Genomic DNA, 18,081 nt, shown 5'->3' with positions numbered 1-18,081 from the left:
TACCGGGCCACGAATAACCAGGGCCGCGTTCCGGTCACCAATCAGTTTAGGGCGATGACGAGCATCTGGGTGGTGCCCGGAATGCACGTCTGGAGGACTGCCCGTGGGAACCCGCCGAACACCGCAGCGACGTCGTTGGTGGTGCCGGGGTTGGGTACCTGGCTCCGGGCCGAGACCGTGTAGGAGCCGTAGCCCGGGATGTCGACGCGTTCACCGACGCTGATTCCGGAGAACCGCGCCCAGCCGCCGCAGAAGTCGTGCTCGGTGATGAAGAGCGAGTATCCGTCAGTGGGCGTGAAATGGATGGGACCGATGCAGCTATCCACCATCGCCTGGCCGCCGGCCCCAGCCACATAGATGGTCCGCACCGCCGGAGCCGGTGCCGGGGCAGGTGCGGGCGCTGGGGCAGGTGCGGGCGCAGGTGCCGCCGGGGCAGGTGCCGGGACCGGCGCCGGTACGGCCACCGCGGGTCCGGTGAGCTTGAGCGTCTGGCCAGGAAAAATCACGGAGCTGGGTGCGAGGCCGTTGGCTGCCAGCACACCCCCGGCGCTGACACCGAAGCGTGCCGCAATGGAACTGACAGTGTCACCGGCAACCACCCGGTACGTGGTGGGCTTGGGCGCAGGGGCCGGCGCAACCTTGCGGACCGTTGCCGTTCTTGGTGCCGTTGCCGGTTTCGGTGCCGGCGCCTTGGCAGCCACTGGTGCCTTGACCGCCGCCTTGACGGGTACTTTCGCCGGTGCCTTGGCAACCGGTGCCACGGCGGGCGCCTTGACGGCTGGCGCCACAGCAGGCGCAGCGGCGGTCGGCGTGTTAGCGGCAGGTGCCGCGGCTTCTGCTGCCGACTGAGCGGAGGCGGGCGACTGTTCGACGGCGGCCGGTTGGCCGACGGCGGCAGCCGGGCTACCGGCGTCGGACGCCACCAGCGCGTTGACGCCCGCCGACGCCGCCAGCAGGGCAGCGGCCACCGCTGCCGAGATGAGCAGCACCCGCGCGCCGGGCCTGCGGGCCAGTGGTCCATGCCGCCCCGGGGCGGGCCTGACGAAGCTCGTGGGTCCCGACGGCAGGCGCTGCGGATCGTTCTCGTGGCCAGGGGTGCTCTGGGGATCTGGCGTCTCCTGCTGGTTCATGGCGGACCTTTTGCTTCGTGCGCAGGCGGGTGTCCGGGTGCGCGGCGGACGGTGACGCGCAGACACAGGAGGCGCTGGGGCCCACGGGGGCGGAAGCACGGCATATGGGGCGCATGACCGCTATTCATGAGTGGTGCACGCTGCTCGCTAACGTGCCGGCCCCAGCCTGATTCGAGTATGGAACCACCACACAGGCACTGCACGAGTAGGGAATACCTGTTTTTCCGGGAGCGGGCACTTGTTTCCCGCAGGTTTTTCCGCAGTATCCGTCGTTGCCCGTACGCCCGGCAGCCCACGCCTGCCGGGGGGGGGCACACAGCGGGCGCAGAATATTCCCGGTGACGCGGGGAGCGAACAAGCTGCCGGGCCGCGGGACTTACGGACACGGCTCGCGTACGGTTGAACCATGGCTACCGTTGACATCACAGGTGAACAGTTCGCATCGACCATCGAGGGCAACGACATTGTCCTGGTGGACTTCTGGGCTGAATGGTGTGGCCCGTGCCGCCAGTTCGCCCCCACGTACTCCGCGGTTTCGGAAAAGCACCCGGACGTCGTTTTCGCGAAAGTGGACACTGAGGCCGAGCAGCAGCTGGCAGCGGAGGCGGGCATTTCCTCGATCCCCACGCTGATGGCATTCCGCGAGAAGGTGCTGGTCTTCTCACAGCCGGGTGCGCTGGGTGCCCCGCAGCTCGAGCAGGTCATTGACGCGGTCAAGGCGCTCGACATGGAGGAAGTCCACGCCCATGTGGCCCGCTCCCAGGCCGAGGCGGCTGCGGCCGCGGGCAACAGCGCCGGCAAGAGCGCCGGCAAGAGCGCCGGGCCTCAGGACGGCTCGCAGATCCCCGACTTCTAAACCCTCGCTTAAAAAGCAACAGCAACGCGGGGTCACTCTGCGCCCAATAGACTCGGTTCATTGGGCGCAGAGTGACCCCGCGTCGCTATGTTGCGGAGGGCTGCTGTTCTAAAGAAGGACTAGAGTCGTTCCACCTGGGCAGGTTCGGCCAGGAGGGCGCTGAGGGATTCGTTCAGGTCCTGCAGGGCAATGCCCTTGGAGTGCGCGTCGAGGGCCTCTTCCGATTCCCACCGCTCGGTCAGGACCAGCTTCTCCTCCGTCGCCTCGGTGAGCTCGTAGCGGATGCAGCCAGGTTCGTTGACTACCTCGTCAATGGCGATTTCCAGGGCGAGCTTCACGCGGAAGAACTCGCCGTCGTTGGGGATAAACGTGGCCTGCAGGTCGATGGGTGCACTCATGGATTTCACAATACCGGCTTGATAGCGTGCCATCATGCGCGCTTACACCGCCGGGGACGCGGACGTCCCCCTGCTCGAGGAAACCATCGGCGAGAACTTTGAGCGCGTGGTGGCGCAGTTCCCCCTGCGCGACGCGCTGATCGAGGCTGCCGCAGTGCCGGGCGCGGACGCCCGCCGCTGGAGCTACACCAAACTGAATGACGACGTCGACCGGCTGGCCCGCGCGCTCCTCGCCCTTGGCGTCGCGAAGGGGGAGCGAATCGGCATCTGGAGCCCGAACTGCGCGGAATGGACCATCCTGCAGTACGCGACCGCGAAGATCGGGGCGGTCCTGGTCAACGTGAATCCTTCCTACCGCAGCCACGAACTGGAGTTCGTGGTAAAGCAGAACGGCATGCGGATGCTGGTCACGGCGCCGTCGGACCGGAACAGCGACTACGTGGGGATGGCGCGCCAGGCGCTCGCCGGATGCCCGGACCTCCAAGAGCTCGTGTTCCTGCCGGACTTTGAATTGGAAGGGCTCGACGCCGGCGTCCCCCTGGGTGAGCAGGAGCTCACGTACGCCGAGCTGCTCAAGCGGGCGGACGCCGTCGGGCAGTCAGAGCTGAGAGCCCGCATGGCGGACCTGGATCCGCACGACCCGATCAACCTGCAGTACACCTCCGGAACCACGGGCTTCCCCAAGGGCGCCACGCTGACCCACCACAACATCCTCAACAACGGGTATTCCATCGGCGAACTGCTCAAGTACACCGAGCACGACCGCGTGGTGATTCCGGTGCCGTTCTACCACTGCTTCGGGATGGTGATCGGCAACCTGAACGCGCTGAGCCACGGCGCCGCCACCATCATTCCGGGACGCGGGTTCACCCCGGCCGCCGCGCTGGAGGCCGTGCAGGATTTCGGCGGTACTTCCCTGTACGGGGTTCCCACCATGTTCATCGCCGAACTCGCGCTGCCCGACTTCGCCTCGTACGACCTCTCCACCCTCCGCACCGGGGTGATGGCCGGTTCGCTGTGCCCCATCGAGGTGATGAACCGCGTGATTTCCGAGATGAACATGTTGGACGTGGCCATCTGCTACGGCATGACCGAGACGTCGCCGGTGTCCACCATGACCCGCACCGGCGACACACTGCAGCAGCGGACGGAAACTGTAGGGCGGACCATGCCCCGGCTGGAAAGCAAGATCGTTGACCCGGCTGGGGAAGTTCTGGAGCGCGGCGAAATCGGTGAGCTGTGCACCCGGGGCTACGCCGTCATGCAGGGGTACTGGAACCAGCCCGACAAGACAGCGGAGGCCATCGACGCCGACGGCTGGATGCACACCGGCGACCTGGCCCGCATGGACGACGGCGGGTACGTGGTGATCGAAGGCCGGATGAAGGACATGGTGATCCGCGGCGGCGAAAACATCTACCCGCGGGAGATCGAGGAGTACCTCTATACGCATCCGTCCATCCAGGACGTGCAGGTGATCGGGGTGCCCGACGTCAGGTACGGCGAGGAGCTCATGGCCTGCATCATCCTCAAACCCGGCGCCGAACCGCTGGATGCGGCCGCGGTCGCTGAGTTCTGCCGCGGCAAGCTGGCGCACTACAAGGTGCCCCGCTACGTCGATGTGCGCGAGAGCTTCCCCATGACGGTGTCCGGGAAGGTCCGCAAGGTGGAGATGCGCGAGGAAGCCGTCGCCCGGCTGGGCCTCTGAGCCAACTCAACCAACGCGGGGTCACTTAGCGCCCAATAGAGGGTGGCAGGTTCTAGGTGTCGTTGCAACACCTGAGTGATTGGTGGTGTTGTGGGACGTTTTGGTCGGCCTGAGGTGTTGCGTGAGGTTGTGCGGGTGTTCTGGGAGGCGAGGTCTTCCGGGTTGTCCGATGAGGTGGCCGCGGAGGTTGCCGGGCTTTCCGCTACGGCGGCGCGAGGGATCGTCCGTCAGCATGGTGGGGTGGATCCTTCGATTGCGCCCCCGTGTGGGCGGTACCTGTCCTTTGATGAGCGTGAGTTGATCGCTGTGTGGCGCGCGGAAGGGTGCAGTGCGCGCGAGATCGGCCGTCGTCTGGGCCGGAGCCCGTCCACCATTAGCCGGGAGCTGGCCCGGAACGTCCGCAACGGGGGCCACCGCCCCTACCTGGCGTCCGCGGCCCAGAACCGGGCCCAGAAGCTGGCACGGCGGCCCAAGGCCCGGAAGCTGGCATCCAACGAGGCCCTGGCGCTCTACGTTGCCGGGATGCTGACGGCCCGTGAGCGGTTGTCTCCGGAGCAGATCAGTGTCCGGCTGCGGATCGATTTCCCTGATGATGAGAGCATGCGCATCAGCCCGGAGACGATCTATCAGTGCATTTACATCCAGGGCCGCGGAGGGCTGAGAGCCGAGCTCTCCGCGGCCCTGCGGACCGGGCGTGCGGTGCGCCAACCAAACCGGCGGGCCGGGATGCGGAAGCCACGGGTCCCGAAGGAGCTGCTGATCAGTGAGCGCCCGGCGGAGGCCGATGATCGGGCCGTTCCCGGACACTGGGAGGGCGACCTGGTCATCGGCACCCCCGGCACCGGGGCGATCGGAACGCTAGTGGAACGCAGCAGCCGCTTCGTGATGCTCCTGCACCTGCCCAACGGCCACACCGGCGAGCAGGTTCTGGCCGCCATCCAGGAAACCCTGCCCATGCTGCCCGCCCACTTGCGCCGGTCCCTGACCTGGGACCAGGGCGCGGAGATGGTCGGAATCCATGACCGCGTCAAGGTCGCCACCGGAGCGGATGTGTACTTTTGCGACCCTCACTCGCCCTGGCAGCGCGGCACGAACGAGAACACCAACGGGCTCTTGCGCCAGTACTTCCCCAAAGGGATGGACCTGACCACCGTCACGCGTGAGGACCTCGACTACGCCGCCGCCGGGCTCAACGGCCGCCTACGCAAAACACTCGGCTGGAAAACCCCCGCACAAGCCCTCGAGCAAATTCTGGAAGAATCAGCAGCTTAGGACGCGTGTTGCAACGACCGCTGGAATCCGCCGGTGTCTATTGGGCGCTAAGTGACCCCGCGTTGCCCGTTAAGGCTTTGGGCTGTGGATAACTCCGTAAGGCCTCCGGCGGGCAGCCAGAATATTTCCATGGCCCGGACAACGCCGCTCCCCGATATCCTGCACTGTTCGCCGTTTACGGTGTACGCGTCGAGGGCGCTGGGCGTCCCTGCGAAGCGGCTCCGTGCCAAAGACTTGGCCGACGGCGGCCGCCTGATCTATCTGCCGCAGGGACGCGCCCCCGACCTGCGGGAATGTGCCAGGGTCATGGCGGCGGCAACGCCGGGAGCGTGGGTATCCCACCAGACCGCGGCCGAGCTCACGCATTTGGGCCACCCGCCGTGGATGGATGAGGACGCCATCCACCTCAGCAAACCCCATGAGCTGCCGAGGGTCCGCCGCGGCGGAGCCATTGGCCACCGCGTCCGTGTCATTCCCGGGGAGATCGGGGAATGCGGCGGCATCCCCATCTCGCTGCCGCCCCGGACCTGGCTGGACCTGGCAGCCGTGTTGCCGCTCCGCTACGTCGTCGCGATGGGCGACCAGCTCATCAGGATTCCCAGGCCTGAGTTCGAGGGCCGCACCACGCCTTATGCCTACAAGGAGGGACTGCGCCTGCTCATAAGGCAGCACCCCAACATGAAGGGTGTTGAGAAGGCACGGCTAGCCCTGGATGAAATGCGGGTGGGCGCCGACTCCTATCCGGAGACTTTCCTCCGGATCGCGATGCTGGATGCCCACCTGCCGGAGCCGGAACTGCAACTGCGCCTCGACCCGCACGACCCCTGGTCGCCCACAGCTGACATCGGGTACAGGCGTTTTCGCATCGCCCTCCAGTACGACGGTGCCCATCACCTGTCGCGTGAACAGCAGTCACGCGACAACCGGCGGGACGAAGCATTCATTCGCGCCGGCTGGTCCTCTTTCAAGGTGAACGCCGACGACCTGGAGGAGGGGTTCCAAGGCGTCATCGGCCGGATCAAAAGGGCAAAGCGCCGCGCCGCCTGAAGCAACGCGGGGTCAGGTATCGCCCGGTGGAGGTGGTTTATTGGGCGCTAAGTGACCCCGCGTTGCAGTTAGCGGGGGAGCATCAGTGGGCGCGGTGGTCCTGGATGGTCATCCGCGGGCCGAACGTGGGCTTCCGGAAGCCGCTCAGGCCGAGCATCCGGACCACCCGCTGCCGGTGCCCCGTCCACGGTGCCAGCAGGGCCAGCATGCCGGCGTCGTCAGTGCGCCGCCCGGTCAGCGCCGCGCCCACATAGGCGGCCAGATGGTAGTCGCCCACCGCGATTGAGTCGGGGCAGCCGTGCGTCCGCTGCACCACCTCGGCCGCCGTCCACACCCCGATTCCCGGGATGGTCTGCATCTTGGCGGCGGCCTCTGCCGCCGGCAGGGCAGCCAGACGTTCAAGTGCGACGGCGGAGCGCAAGGCGCGCATGACGGTCGCCGAGCGCTGCGGCCCGACACCTGCCTTGTGCCATTCCCACGAAGGTATGCGGAGCCAGGCCTCTGCGGTGGGCCGGACCAGCAGCCCGGGAGGTGCGATGGTACCGGCGCCGGGGGCGGGCGTTCCGTGGCGGTACATGAGGTAACGGAAACCCCGCCGCGCCTCAATGACGGTGACCTTTTGCTCCAGAATGGTGGGCACGAGGGAATCAACCATCCGCCCGGTGGACGGCAGGCGCACGTCGGAGTTCCGGCGTCGCGCCTCACGGACCATGCGGGGGAGCGTCGCGGCGAAGGACGGCTCATCGAACTCCGACCAGTCATCACCGGCGCCGAGCAGCCGGGGAAGTCCTGCGAGGGCAGCTCCCGAACCGGGACCCCAGGCCTGGGCATCGACACAGCATTCCAGGCCCTCTCCGGCAGCGGTGAGACGCAGCGTCACCGGGCCATCCGGCGTCGTGAAGGTCATCCACAGCCCGTTCGGCCGCGAGGAGAAGGAGGGGTCGCCGTTGCCGCGCAGCAGGATCCCCAGGGTGCGGCGAAGGTCATATGGGCCGCCCGGATGCCACCTCAGGGACGCGTCCGCCGCGGCTGCCAGCCGGGCGGGGGCGTCAGCAATGGTCATGCATTCATCGTCCCACGCCGGACCGACAAAGCTGCCGCCGGGCCCGCGGGGAGGGTTTCACCAGGCCCTTAACCGGGGACGGTGCCAGGACTACAATCCCCAGTGTGGCGCGGGTCGGCCGTGTCCCTTCCTTCGAGTTGTAGGTGATCGCAATGGGTGGAGTGGTGCATTTTGAAATTCCCGCGGACGACCAGGACCGGGCGAGGAACTTCTACAATCAGGCGCTCGGCTGGCGGATCGACCCCATGCCGGAGATGGACTACAACGTGGTGATCACCACCCCGATGGACGAAAAGACGGGCAGGCCCACGGAGCCGGGGGCCATCAACGGCGGCATGATGGCCCGGGAGGGGGAGCTAACCACGCCCGTCATCACCGTGGACGTCGAGGACATTGATGCGACCCTGCGGACTGTCGAGCAGCTGGGCGGTTCCGTGGTGAAGCCCAAGGACACCATCCCGGGAATGGGCCACTACGCCTACTTCAAGGACACCGAGGGGAACATCCTGGGGCTCTGGGAGAACCTGCCCGCAGACGCCGGCGGTGCCACCGGCTGAGCCAGGGGCCCGGCTGCCGCTACTCCTCGCCGAAGCGGCTGCGGGCCTCCACCGGGATCAGCGGCTTCTGGGCACGGATCCTGAGCTCCTGCACCGCCCAGGTGTTCCCGTCCGGGTCGCTGAACCCGAAGAAGGTGCCGCCGTCGCGCTCGTCGAAAACGGTGATCTCGCTCGCCTCCACGCCGCGGCTGAGCAGCTCGTCGCGCGCCGCCCGGGCATCCGCCACCACGAGCTGCAGGCCCCGCATGGAGCCGGGGGCCATCTCGTTCTGCGAGGGCAGGTCGCCGATCACGATCGAACACCCCGAACCCGGAGGCGTCAGCTGCACCACGTGCATGTGCTCGTTCTGCGTGTCGTGGTCAAGGTTGAAGCCGACTTTGTCCCGGTAGAACTCCACGGCACGGCTGATGTCACTCACGGGCAGCACAACAACTTCGAGGGTCCAGTCCAAGGCACAGTTCCTTTCAACGACGCTGAGGAGCGGCGCCCGGCCACGGGTGCCGATGCCAGCTTGCCCTGCCCAGGCAGGCCGTGGCTAGTACCTTAGCCAGAGCGCGGGAACGGCAACGGCACGGCGCAGGGAAGCGACTATGGCATCCCGTTCCCCAGCCACAGTGCCAGGACGGCCAACGGAAGGGCGAGGACAACGGCGGCCAGGCCGGCAACAGCGAAGCCGCCCCAGCGCACGCGCAGGTTGAGGCTCTGCAGCCGCTCGTGCCACAGGAGTGTGGCGAGGGACGCCCAGGGCGAAATGAGCGGGCCCAGGTTCACCCCGATCAGGAGTGCGCCCAGCCGCAGCGGCGATCCGGCCACGGGCTCCAGGGCCAGGTAGGCGGGAAGGTTGTTGGCGATGTTCGCGGAGGCGGCGCCCAGCGCTGCGAGGCGCAGCAGGTCCAGGAAGGTCTCGCCGGCCCCGGCGGCCGGTGCCAGTGCCTCGGTGAGGCCGTGCGCGTGGAAAGTTTCAACCACCATGAACAGCCCGGCGGTCAGTATCAGCGGGCGCCATGGCAGCATCGACCAGCGTAGGGCCGCCGGCCGCCGCCACAGGAACAGAGCCACCAGGAACCCGGCCGCGAGCGCCGCAGGCACCGCCACGGGAATCCCCGAAACCAGTGCCGGCAGCAGCACGAGCAGCATTCCGCCCGATGCCCGGAGCAGTGTCCGGTCGCCGGGCGCGTGGGCCGGCTGCGGCCCGTAACGGCCACTCAGTTCCCGGTGGAAGGCCAGCCAGAGCAGCAGCGCAGGCACCAGGAGGCCGACGACGGCAGGCGCCCACATCAGTTTGGCGAATCCCAGCGGGCTCAGTGACATGTTTGACTGCGCCAACAGGTTCGTGAGGTTGGAGACCGGCAGGAACAGCGACGCGGTGTTGGCCAGCCACACCGTGGTCAGGGCGAAGGGCAGGGGCGGGATCTTCGCGTGGACGGCGAGCAGCACCACCACGGGAGTCACCAGCACCGCGGTGGTATCGAGCGACAGAAAAGCCGTGGCGACGGAGGACAAGGCCAGCACCAAGAGCCACAGCAGGAAGACCCTGCCCCGGCCGAGTGCCGCAATGCGGTCCGTCACCACGCGGAACAGGCCCGCAGCATCAACCAGCTCCGTGACGACGGTCATCGCCACGACGAAGGCCAGGATGGGGGCCGTGCGTCCGGCCAGCTGCCCGAACGCGGGCCAGGGCAGGAGGCCGCCAGCCAGGCAGCCGGTCCCGGCAAGCAGCATAAAGCCTGGCAGAAGATAGCTCCGCACATTCTTCGGTATTTGCAGGCGCGCCACGGCCCAATCTTCGCACCGAAAGCCGCTGGGACAACCAGCCAGCCCAAGACGGTAAGTTGGTACCCATGAAGTACGCCCAGTCTGTCCTGGACCTCATCGGCAACACCCCGCTCATCAAGCTCAACCACGTCACCGAGGGCGTCAAGGCCACCGTCCTCGTGAAGCTGGAATACGTGAACCCCGGCGGCTCCATAAAGGACCGCATCGCGGCGAAGATGGTCGAGGAAGCCGAGCGTGACGGCAAGCTCAAGCCAGGCGGCACCATCATCGAGCCCACCTCCGGGAACACCGGCGTCGGCCTGGCTCTGGTGGCGCAGCAAAAGGGCTACAAGTGCATCTTCGTGGTCCCGGACAAGGTGGGTGAGGACAAACGTGCTGTCCTGGCGGCCTACGGCGCCGAAGTGGTGGTGACGCCCACCGCCGTCGAGCCTGACAGCCCGCAAAGTTACTACGGCGTGTCCGACCGCCTGGTCACGGAGATCCCCGGCGCGTACAAGCCGGACCAGTTCTCCAACCCCGCAGCGCCGCTGAGCCACTACGAGACCACTGGCCCCGAGATCTGGCGGGACACCGACGGCAAGGTGACCCACTGCGTCATCGGCGCCGGCACCGGCGGCACCATCACCGGCACCGGCCGCTACCTCAAGGAAGTGTCGGCGGACCGACCGGAGTCAGACGGCGGCCGGGTCAGGATCATCGGGGCCGATCCCGAAGGCTCTGTCTACTCGGGCGGCTCCGGTCGCCCCTACTTCGTCGAGGGCGTGGGCGAGGACATGTGGCCCGGCAACTACGACAAGTCGGTCCCGGACGAGGTCCTGGCGGTCAGCGACGCCGACTCCTTCGAGATGACCCGGCGGCTGGCGCGCGAAGAGGGCCTGCTGGTGGGCGGGTCCTCCGGCATGGCCGTGGTGGCCGCCCTGCGCACGGCCCGGGACCTCCCCGAGGACGCTGTGGTGGTGGTGATCCTGCCCGACTCCGGCCGCGGCTACCTTGCCAAGATCTTCAACGACCAGTGGATGCGCTCCTACGGCTTCCTCTCCGGCGGCGAGGAGGCCTCCGTCGGCGAGGTCATCAAGTCCAAGACGGGCGAACTGCCGGACCTGGTGCACATCCACCCCAACGAAACTGTCCGCGACGTCATCAACATCATGAACGAGTTCGGCGTCAGCCACATCCCGGTCCTCTCCGCGGAGCCGCCCGTGGTGATGGGCGAAGTCCTCGGGGCCGTGGATGAACGGACCCTGACCGCTAAGCTGTTCCGCGGCGAGGCCAAGCTGACGGACAAGATCGCCGAGCACATGGGGGAGAAGCTGCCGGTGATCGGCTCGCTCGAAACCATTTCCGCCGCCCGCGAGCTGCTCTCCGACGTCGACACCGTGATGGTGACATTCGTTGGCGCGCCCATCGGCATCCTGACCCGCCACGACCTCCTCGCCTACCTCAGCAACTGATCGAAGGAGCCCCATGTCTGAAGAGAACCACGGATTCAACACCCGCGCCGTGCACGCCGGCCAGGCATTCGAGCCGCGCACCGGCGCCGTCGTTCCGCCCCTGCACTTCAGCTCGACCTATGCCCAGGACGGCATCGGCAATCTGCGGGACGGCTACGAATACGGCCGCGGCGGCAACCCCACCCGCGACGCCCTGCAGCAGCAGCTCGCGGCGCTGGAGCGGGGTACGCACGCCTACTCCTTCAGCTCAGGACTCGCCGCCGAGGATTCCCTCATCCGCGCCCTGATGCGGCCCGGCGACCACATCGTGCTCGGCAACGACGCCTACGGCGGCACTTACCGGCTGATCAGCCGCGTGCTGGGGGACTGGGGGATCGGCAACACCCCGGTGGACATGGCCGACCTCGATGCCGTGCAGGCCGCGGTTGCCGCCAACAAGACCCGGTTCGTCTGGGTGGAGACCCCGTCCAACCCGATGATGAAAATCACCGATATTGAGGCGCTCGCCAAGGTGGCGCACGACGCCGGGGCCCTCCTGATCGTCGACAACACCTTCGCGTCGCCCTACCTGCAGACCCCGCTGGACCTGGGTGCCGACGTCGTGGTGCACTCCACCACCAAGTACATCGGCGGCCACTCCGACGTGGTGGGCGGCGCGATCGTGGTCAAGGACGCCGAGCTGGCCGAGAAGATTGGCTTCGTGCAGTTCGCCGTGGGTGCCGTGTCCGGCCCGATGGACGCGTTCCTCACCACGCGCGGGCTCAAGACCCTGGGCGTGCGCATGGACCGGCACAGCGACAACGCCCAGGCCGTGGCCGAATGGCTCCTCGAACGCCCCGAGGTGGAAGCGGTCCTGTACCCGGGCCTGCCCTCGCACCCCGGGCACGAGCTGGCCAAGAAGCAGATGAAGAAGTTCGGCGGCATGATCTCCGTGCAGTTCAAGGGCGGCGAGGCCGCTGCCCGGAAGGTGGCCGAATCGACGTCGGTCTTCACCCTGGCGGAATCGCTGGGCGGCATCGAGTCGCTGATGAACTACCCGTCGGAGATGACCCATGCCTCGGTCAAGGGCACCGAGCTGGCCGTCCCCGTGAACCTCATCAGGCTCTCCTGCGGCATCGAGGACGTCGAGGATCTCATCGCCGACCTTGAGCAAGCCTTCACGCACATCCAGTGACGGCCTCGCCGCGGACGCAGGAGGGTGCCGGGACCCGAGAGGGGGCCGGCAGCCAGGGTAATGCGCGCCGGGTTGTCCTCGGCTGGCTGGCGACGGCGGGCGGTGCCGCCGCCGTCGTCCTCGCTTTGCTGTGGCTGTACGCCGGGTATGCCCCGGCCATGAACGACTTCGAGGTCTACTACTACGGCGGCACCAAGGTGCTGCAAACCGGCGAGACCGGCATCAGCGAGCTGTACGCGCCCCGGGACGGCCTGCCGTTCACCTATCCGCCGTTCGCCGCGCTGCTGTTCGCTGGTCTGGCCACCATGGGTCTGGGCCAAAGCGGGCAGCTCTTCATCTGGGCCGCGCTGGGCGGGGCCGCGGTGGTATCCGCCTGGCTCGCCCGGCACTACTTCGGCCTGACCCGCTGGCAGGAGGCCTTTGCGGACTGGCGGTTCCGGACTGTGGCCCTGGCCGGAACCGGGGCCATCGTGCTGCTGGGGCCGTGGCGTGACACCTTCGTATTCGGGCAGATCAACATCATCCTGATGGGCCTGATCCTGACCGACTTCGCGCTGCACGGGAAAACGCGGGCGGGTGGGATCCGGTGGCCTGCCGGCCTGCTGGTCGGCGTCGCTGCCGGCATCAAGCTGACACCGCTGGCGTTTGGCCTGTATTTCCTGGTGCGCCGCGATTTCAAGGCACTGGGCTGGATGGCGGCCGGCTTCCTCGGCTCCATCGCCGTGGCCTGGGCCGCACTGCCCCACGCCTCGGTGACGTTCTGGACCGAGATCCTGCCCAACACGGGGCGCATCGGTGATCCGGGGTACGTGGACAACCTGTCGCTGAAGGGGTTGCTGCTCCACGCCGGGCTGCCGGACTCGGGGTTCACCAGCCTGCTTTGGTTGGTGCTGGCCCTGGCCCTGGCCGGACTCACGGCCCTGGTGATCAGGTGGGCGGTGGCCGTGGAGGAAAACTTCGTGGCGGTGTCCGCGACCGCCGTGCTCATGCTCCTGGTCAGCCCCGTCTCGTGGTCCCACCACTGGGTATGGATCGCCGTGGCACTGCCGTCCATGGCCTTCGCGATGCACCGCGTGCCCTCCAGGACCGGCCTGATGCGGCTGGCCGGCTGGCTGGTGGTGGCGGCGTCGGCCGTGGCCTTCTACCTTGCGCCCAAGGACCTCGCGATGGCCGCCGGGGCCGAGGTGTGGGGCGTGAACCCGCAGACGCAATGGCCGCTCATGGTCTCCAGCCTGGGCGTGCTCTGCGGCGTGGCGCTTCTGGTGTACTGGGCCGCTGCGTACCGGCCCTCGCGGTCGGGGATCCGCCCACACGGCGAAGGGTAGCTTTCTTCAAGAAAGTCAGCTAGTGTCGCAGCATGGCTCTCCGCTCCGACTGGTCGACGCGCAACTGCAGCATGGCCCGCGGCCTGGACATTTTCGGCGACCCCTGGGGCATGCTGGTCCTCCGCGAGGTCTTCTTCGGCAACGGCCGCTTCGACGCGATGAAGACGCGCCTCCAGGTGGCGGACTCAGTCCTCACCCGGCGGCTCGCCTCCCTCGTGGAGTCCGGCCTGCTGGCAAAACAGCCCTACGACGACGGCGGACGGACCCGCCAGGAGTACGTCCTCACCGCCAAGGGTGAGGACGCCCTGCCGGTGCTCAACGCCGTCGTGATCTGGTCAGAAAAGCACCTGCAGGCGCCGTCCGAGCAGGCCCACATGTACGTCATCCACGCAACGTGCGGGCAGAGCACGGGCTCGGCCGACACCTGCACCGAATGCGGGGAGCGCCTCACCGCGGACAACACCAGCTGGCACAGCCTCACCCGAAGCGACGATCCGCTCCCGCTGGCGACGGCGCCCCGGCAACCTCGACACCGTCCAACACACCCACCAACCGCGTACAAGGCGGCGGAGAAAAAGGAACAGCCGCATGAGCACCTCTGAGGACCCGGGAGTTTTTGTCCAGATAGCGCGCCCTGAGGGGGCATTAGAGGACGATATCTGGACAAAAAGTCCTGAGGAGGCGGGCAAAAGTCCTGAGGAGGGGGCGAGGACTCCAGGGGCGGGGCCGGGGACTCCAGGGGAGGGGCGGCCGAAGAAGCGGGGCCGGCTGCACCCTGCGTGGGCCGTTGCCGCGGTGGCGTTCCTGGCGCTCGTCGGAGCCGCCGGCTTCCGTGCCGCGCCCGGCGTGCTCATGGTGCCGCTGCAGCAGGAGTTCGGCTGGTCCACCACCGTGCTGTCCGCCGCGGTCAGCATCAACCTGGTGCTGTTCGGGCTGACGGCCCCCTTCGCCGCTGCGCTCATGGAACGGTTCGGCGTCCGGACCGTCACCGCCGTCGCGCTGGGGATGATCGGGGCCGGCAGCGCCCTGACTGTGCTGGTCAACCAGTCCTGGCAGATCCTTCTCACCTGGGGCCTGCTCATCGGCCTGGGTACCGGCTCCATGGCGCTGGTGTTCGCGGCGACCATCGCCAACACCTGGTTCAGCAAGAGCCGGGGGCTGGTGATCGGCATCCTGACCGCCGGCAGCGCCGCCGGGCAGTTGGTCTTCCTGCCGTTCATCGCGATGCTCGCCCAGGACCCGGGCTGGCGCCAGGCCTCGCTGCTCATCGCCGCCGGTGCCCTGGTCGTGGTTCCTCTGGTGCTGAAGTTCCTGAAAAATTCACCGGCCGACGTCGGGGCGTTGCCTTACGGGGCAGAGGAACCGTCCGGCGCCCCCACCGGAGAGCCGGAAGCAGCCGCTGCCCCGGAGGCTGCGGAGCCCCGCCGCAACGCGGCCGTCCGGGCACTGCAGGTGCTGCGGAGCGCCAGCAGGAACCGCACCTTCTGGGCCTTGGCCGCCGGGTTCGCCATCTGCGGCGCCACGACGAACGGGCTGATCGGGACGCACTTCATCCCGTCCGCGCATGACCACGGCATGCCGGAGACCACCGCGGCCGGGCTGCTCGCCGTCGTCGGGATCTTCGACATCCTGGGCACCATCGCCTCCGGCTGGCTGACCGACCGGTTCAACCCCCGGGTCCTGCTCGCCGTGTACTACCAGTTCCGCGGGATCGGGCTCCTGGTGCTCCCGCTGCTGCTGGGCTCCTCGGTCCAGCCCAGCATGATCGTGTTCGTCGTGATCTATGGCCTGGACTGGGTGGCCACGGTTCCGCCGACCGCCGCGATCTGCCGCCAGGTGTTCGGAGCCGACGGCAGCGTGGTGTTCGGGTGGGTGTTCGCCGCGCACCAGCTCGGTGCCGCCGCGGCAGCCCTGGCCGCCGGAGCCATCCGGGACGCCACCGGCCACTACACCTACGCGTGGTTCGGTGCCGCCGCGATGTGCACCATCGCCGCGGTGATCAGCGCCACCATCCGCAAAGACGCCGGGCGACGGAAGCCCGCAGCGGTGGCCGTGGCTTCAGTAGACTAAGCGGGGCGCCCTCTGCGGCGCCGGCTCTTGCGGCAGAACGCGCTACGCGTCCCGGAGGCGCACACTGCCGGACTACAGCTGGGGGACACTGAATGGCACTGCTTACTGCCCGAACAAGGAACGACAGGCCAGACAGCGCCGCAGGAGGGCCCGGCCAGGGGCTGGATCAGACCACTGAACTGCAGCCGCGCCGGCGCGGGCCCGTACTGGCCGCCGTCGAACTTGGTGTCCTTTTGACGGTGGCGGCCACCGCCGTCTTCGTCGCGTCCCGGCTGAACGCCTGGGGCGAGAAGGGCCTGGACTTCAGCGTCTACTGGTTCGGCGGCAAGATCCTCAACGACGCCGGCCTGGCACCGTCGGGCCTCTACCAGCCGACGGTGAACTGGGCGGGCGGCCCCGAACTGCCCTTCACCTACCCGCCATTCGCGGCCCTCCTCTTCAGCCTGCTCGCGAAAGTGCCGCAGGCCACGGCGCTGCTGCTGTTCAACGCCGCCGGCGTCGCTGTCGCCGCTTGGGTGGCGGCGCTCGGCGTCCGCTACTGGAACAGCAAGCCCACCTGGCGCAGCACCTTCGCTTCGCTGACCTTCCGGTCCGCGCTCAACCGGCTCGCCGCCGTCGTGCTGTTCCTGGCCGTCCTGAATCTTGGGCCGTGGCGCGAAACGTTGGCCTTCGGCCAGATCAACATCCTCCTGCTGGGGCTGATGACGGCGGACCTGCTGGCCCGCAGTCCCCGTTGGCGGCATGGCCTGCCCGGCGGCGGCTTCCTGGTGGGCGTTGCCGCCGGGATCAAGCTGACACCGCTGGTCTTCGGCCTGTATTTCCTGGTGCGCAAGGACTGGCGCGGCCTGCTGAACATGTGCGCCGGGTTCGCGTTCACCGTGCTGCTCGGCTGGCTGCTCCGCCCGGCCGAATCCCTCACCTTCTGGCTGGAGATTCTTCCCGACACGTCCCGGATCGGCGGCGCCGGTTACGTGGACAACCTTTCCATCAAGGGTGCGCTGCTCCACTTCGGAGTTCCGGCGGACGCAGTGAACGTGCCCTGGCTGGTCCTGAGCCTGCTCGCTGTGGGTCTGGGCGCCGCCCTCATCAAGGTGGCCAGCAGCCAGGGTGCCAGGGTGGTGGCTATATCCGCCACGGCCCTCACCATGCTCCTGATCAGCCCCGTCTCCTGGTCGCACCACTGGGTGTGGATGGCCGCGGTGCTTCCGGCGTTCGCCTGGACGCTGCGCGAAACGCCCCAGCGGTACCGGCTGCAGCGCGCGGTGATGGGCGCCGTCCTGGGCATGTCCACCGTGGTGTTCCTGTTTTCGCCGAAGACCATCGGCACGGCCCTCGGCGCCGAAAACCTCAACCTCCAGACGCCGGTGCTGTGGATCATGGCCTCCAGTGCCGGAGTCTTCTGCGCGCTGGCCATCATGGTGTGCTGGCTCGTGGCCCTGCGGCGCGATGCGGTGGCGGAGCTGGCGGAATGAGCACGGCGCTGGTCACCGGCGCCGGGCGGCTCGCCGGAATCGGTGCGGGGATCGCCCGCCTACTGGCCGCCGACGGCTGGGACCTGGTGCTGACCTACTGGCAGGACTACGACGCCCGCATGCCTTGGGGAATCCAGCCGGACGACGTCGGCCGGCTCACCGCCGAACTGGAGGCCATCGGCTCCAGGGTGGTGGCCCTGCCCGCCAACTTCCAGGACCCGGGCGCCGTCGACCGGATGATGGCAGACGTGGCCGCGCAGGCGGGGACCCTGCACGGAATGGTCCTCAGCCACGCCGAATCCGTCGATTCCGGCATCCTGGACACCACCCTCGAAAGCTTTGAGCGGCATTTCGCCGTGAATACGCGGGCCAGCTGGCAGCTAGTCCGCGCCTTCGCGCAGCAGGCGGCGGACGACGGCGGCGCGATCGTCGCGCTGACCAGTGACCACACAGCGTTCAACCTGCCGTACGGTGCGTCCAAGGGGGCCCTGGACCGGATCGTGATCGCCGCGGCGCGTGAACTTGGACCGCTCGGCATCAGCGCCAATGTCCTCAACCCCGGGCCGGTGGACACCGGCTGGATGGACGGCCAGACCCGCGCCGAGCTCGCCCGGCGCCAGCCCGGCGGCCGCCTGGGCACCCCCGCCGAGGTGGCGGGAACGGTGGCTTTCCTGCTGTCCCCGGCGGGCCGCTGGGTGTCCGGTCAGCTCATTAAGGCCGACGGCGGGTTCTCGGCCTAACGCTCTCGGGTGCCGAGGGACCGCGGCAGCCGTACACTGTCC

17 protein-coding genes are annotated in these 18,081 nt (G+C 68.1%); 12 read left to right on the top strand and 5 right to left on the bottom strand.

Features of this window, described 5'->3' with window-relative positions; translation table 11 throughout:
* Positions 1-41 precede the first annotated feature (41 nt).
* Positions 42-1,130, bottom strand: coding sequence for a LysM peptidoglycan-binding domain-containing protein (locus LFT45_RS16365; protein WP_236804635.1), 1,089 nt, complete (start codon positions 1,128-1,130; stop codon positions 42-44).
* 406 nt (positions 1,131-1,536) lie between these two features.
* Between LFT45_RS16365 and LFT45_RS16360 the strand changes: the two genes are divergently transcribed.
* Positions 1,537-1,986, top strand: coding sequence for a thioredoxin family protein (locus LFT45_RS16360; protein WP_236804634.1), 450 nt, complete (start codon positions 1,537-1,539; stop codon positions 1,984-1,986).
* 119 nt (positions 1,987-2,105) lie between these two features.
* Here LFT45_RS16360 and LFT45_RS16355 read toward each other — a convergent pair whose 3' ends face one another.
* Positions 2,106-2,384 (bottom strand): putative quinol monooxygenase, encoded by a 279-nt coding sequence (locus tag LFT45_RS16355; protein WP_111905119.1) that lies wholly within the window; start codon positions 2,382-2,384, stop codon positions 2,106-2,108.
* A gap of 34 nt (positions 2,385-2,418) precedes the next feature.
* Here LFT45_RS16355 and LFT45_RS16350 point away from each other — a divergent pair, with 34 nt between their 5' ends.
* The 3 genes from LFT45_RS16350 to LFT45_RS16340 all read left to right on the top strand — a co-directional run bounded on the left by LFT45_RS16350 (position 2,419) and on the right by LFT45_RS16340 (position 6,411).
* Positions 2,419-4,092: an AMP-binding protein gene (locus LFT45_RS16350; RefSeq protein WP_236804633.1), complete on the top strand. Its 1,674-nt coding sequence runs from the start codon at positions 2,419-2,421 to the stop codon at positions 4,090-4,092.
* Positions 4,093-4,167: 75 nt separating this feature from the next.
* Positions 4,168-5,364 (top strand): IS30 family transposase, encoded by a 1,197-nt coding sequence (locus LFT45_RS16345; RefSeq protein ID WP_442863567.1) that lies wholly within the window; start codon positions 4,168-4,170, stop codon positions 5,362-5,364.
* Positions 5,365-5,493: 129 nt separating this feature from the next.
* A complete protein-coding gene (locus LFT45_RS16340) occupies positions 5,494-6,411 on the top strand; it encodes a hypothetical protein (RefSeq protein ID WP_236804631.1) in 918 nt (305 codons plus the stop codon).
* Positions 6,412-6,493: 82 nt separating this feature from the next.
* On the opposite strand, the gene LFT45_RS16335 is transcribed toward LFT45_RS16340, so the two are convergent.
* On the bottom strand, positions 6,494-7,474 hold the full coding sequence (locus LFT45_RS16335) for a DNA-3-methyladenine glycosylase family protein (protein WP_236804630.1): 981 nt from the start codon (positions 7,472-7,474) through the stop codon (positions 6,494-6,496).
* Between the two features lie 152 nt (positions 7,475-7,626).
* Between LFT45_RS16335 and LFT45_RS16330 the strand changes: the two genes are divergently transcribed.
* Positions 7,627-8,031: a VOC family protein gene (locus tag LFT45_RS16330; protein ID WP_236804629.1), complete on the top strand. Its 405-nt coding sequence runs from the start codon at positions 7,627-7,629 to the stop codon at positions 8,029-8,031.
* Positions 8,032-8,050: 19 nt separating this feature from the next.
* Here LFT45_RS16330 and LFT45_RS16325 read toward each other — a convergent pair whose 3' ends face one another.
* Together LFT45_RS16325 and LFT45_RS16320 are read right to left on the bottom strand one after the other, a co-directional pair.
* Positions 8,051-8,482 carry a VOC family protein gene (locus LFT45_RS16325; protein WP_236804628.1) on the bottom strand — a complete coding sequence of 144 codons (432 nt, stop codon included), beginning with the start codon at positions 8,480-8,482 and terminating at the stop codon, positions 8,051-8,053.
* A gap of 137 nt (positions 8,483-8,619) precedes the next feature.
* Entirely contained in the window at positions 8,620-9,753 is a 1,134-nt protein-coding gene (locus tag LFT45_RS16320) for an SLC13 family permease (protein ID WP_236809389.1), read from the bottom strand.
* Positions 9,754-9,872: 119 nt separating this feature from the next.
* Between LFT45_RS16320 and LFT45_RS16315 the strand changes: the two genes are divergently transcribed.
* The 7 genes from LFT45_RS16315 to LFT45_RS16285 all read left to right on the top strand — a co-directional run bounded on the left by LFT45_RS16315 (position 9,873) and on the right by LFT45_RS16285 (position 18,039).
* Complete coding sequence (locus tag LFT45_RS16315) at positions 9,873-11,258, top strand: cystathionine beta-synthase (protein WP_236804627.1); 1,386 nt, start codon at positions 9,873-9,875, stop codon at positions 11,256-11,258.
* A 13-nt stretch (positions 11,259-11,271) separates the two neighbouring features.
* Positions 11,272-12,432, top strand: a complete 1,161-nt coding sequence (locus LFT45_RS16310; RefSeq protein ID WP_236804626.1) for a cystathionine gamma-synthase — start codon at positions 11,272-11,274, stop codon at positions 12,430-12,432.
* Complete coding sequence (locus LFT45_RS16305; RefSeq protein ID WP_236804625.1) at positions 12,429-13,757, top strand: glycosyltransferase 87 family protein; 1,329 nt, start codon at positions 12,429-12,431, stop codon at positions 13,755-13,757. Before LFT45_RS16310 ends, LFT45_RS16305 begins: the two co-directional genes overlap by 4 nt.
* A 32-nt stretch (positions 13,758-13,789) precedes the next feature.
* The gene (locus LFT45_RS16300; protein ID WP_236804624.1) at positions 13,790-14,359 is read left to right on the top strand and encodes a winged helix-turn-helix transcriptional regulator; all 570 of its coding nucleotides are present in this window, start codon (positions 13,790-13,792) and stop codon (positions 14,357-14,359) included.
* Positions 14,346-15,827 carry an MFS transporter gene (locus LFT45_RS16295; RefSeq protein WP_236804623.1) on the top strand — a complete coding sequence of 494 codons (1,482 nt, stop codon included), beginning with the start codon at positions 14,346-14,348 and terminating at the stop codon, positions 15,825-15,827. The genes LFT45_RS16300 and LFT45_RS16295 overlap by 14 nt, the downstream gene beginning before the upstream one ends.
* Positions 15,828-15,919: 92 nt before the next feature.
* Positions 15,920-17,299: a glycosyltransferase 87 family protein gene (locus LFT45_RS16290; RefSeq protein ID WP_236804622.1), complete on the top strand. Its 1,380-nt coding sequence runs from the start codon at positions 15,920-15,922 to the stop codon at positions 17,297-17,299.
* On the top strand, positions 17,296-18,039 hold the full coding sequence (locus tag LFT45_RS16285; protein WP_236804621.1) for an SDR family oxidoreductase: 744 nt from the start codon (positions 17,296-17,298) through the stop codon (positions 18,037-18,039). Before LFT45_RS16290 ends, LFT45_RS16285 begins: the two co-directional genes overlap by 4 nt.
* Positions 18,040-18,081 lie beyond the last annotated feature (42 nt).

The organism is Arthrobacter sp. FW305-BF8 (assembly GCF_021789315.1).
GTDB lineage: Bacteria > Actinomycetota > Actinomycetes > Actinomycetales > Micrococcaceae > Arthrobacter.
Note: the sequence above shows the minus strand (reverse complement) of the source record. Positions and strands in the feature narration are given on the sequence as shown.

What these genes read in the sequence shown, in the direction of transcription:
- LFT45_RS16320 (WP_236809389.1), bottom strand. Translation starts at nt 9,753, where the DNA reads ATGCTGCTTGCCGGGACCGGCTGCCTGGCTGGCGGCCTCCTGCCCTGG.
- LFT45_RS16355 (WP_111905119.1), bottom strand. Translation starts at nt 2,384, where the DNA reads ATGAGTGCACCCATCGACCTGCAGGCCACGTTTATCCCCAACGACGGC.
- LFT45_RS16315 (WP_236804627.1), top strand. Translation starts at nt 9,873, where the DNA reads ATGAAGTACGCCCAGTCTGTCCTGGACCTCATCGGCAACACCCCGCTC.
- LFT45_RS16310 (WP_236804626.1), top strand. Translation starts at nt 11,272, where the DNA reads ATGTCTGAAGAGAACCACGGATTCAACACCCGCGCCGTGCACGCCGGC.
- LFT45_RS16295 (WP_236804623.1), top strand. Translation starts at nt 14,346, where the DNA reads ATGAGCACCTCTGAGGACCCGGGAGTTTTTGTCCAGATAGCGCGCCCT.
- LFT45_RS16285 (WP_236804621.1), top strand. Translation starts at nt 17,296, where the DNA reads ATGAGCACGGCGCTGGTCACCGGCGCCGGGCGGCTCGCCGGAATCGGT.
- LFT45_RS16290 (WP_236804622.1), top strand. Translation starts at nt 15,920, where the DNA reads ATGGCACTGCTTACTGCCCGAACAAGGAACGACAGGCCAGACAGCGCC.
- LFT45_RS16360 (WP_236804634.1), top strand. Translation starts at nt 1,537, where the DNA reads ATGGCTACCGTTGACATCACAGGTGAACAGTTCGCATCGACCATCGAG.
- LFT45_RS16330 (WP_236804629.1), top strand. Translation starts at nt 7,627, where the DNA reads ATGGGTGGAGTGGTGCATTTTGAAATTCCCGCGGACGACCAGGACCGG.
- LFT45_RS16340 (WP_236804631.1), top strand. Translation starts at nt 5,494, where the DNA reads ATGGCCCGGACAACGCCGCTCCCCGATATCCTGCACTGTTCGCCGTTT.
- LFT45_RS16350 (WP_236804633.1), top strand. Translation starts at nt 2,419, where the DNA reads ATGCGCGCTTACACCGCCGGGGACGCGGACGTCCCCCTGCTCGAGGAA.
- LFT45_RS16300 (WP_236804624.1), top strand. Translation starts at nt 13,790, where the DNA reads ATGGCTCTCCGCTCCGACTGGTCGACGCGCAACTGCAGCATGGCCCGC.
- LFT45_RS16365 (WP_236804635.1), bottom strand. Translation starts at nt 1,130, where the DNA reads ATGAACCAGCAGGAGACGCCAGATCCCCAGAGCACCCCTGGCCACGAG.
- LFT45_RS16335 (WP_236804630.1), bottom strand. Translation starts at nt 7,474, where the DNA reads ATGACCATTGCTGACGCCCCCGCCCGGCTGGCAGCCGCGGCGGACGCG.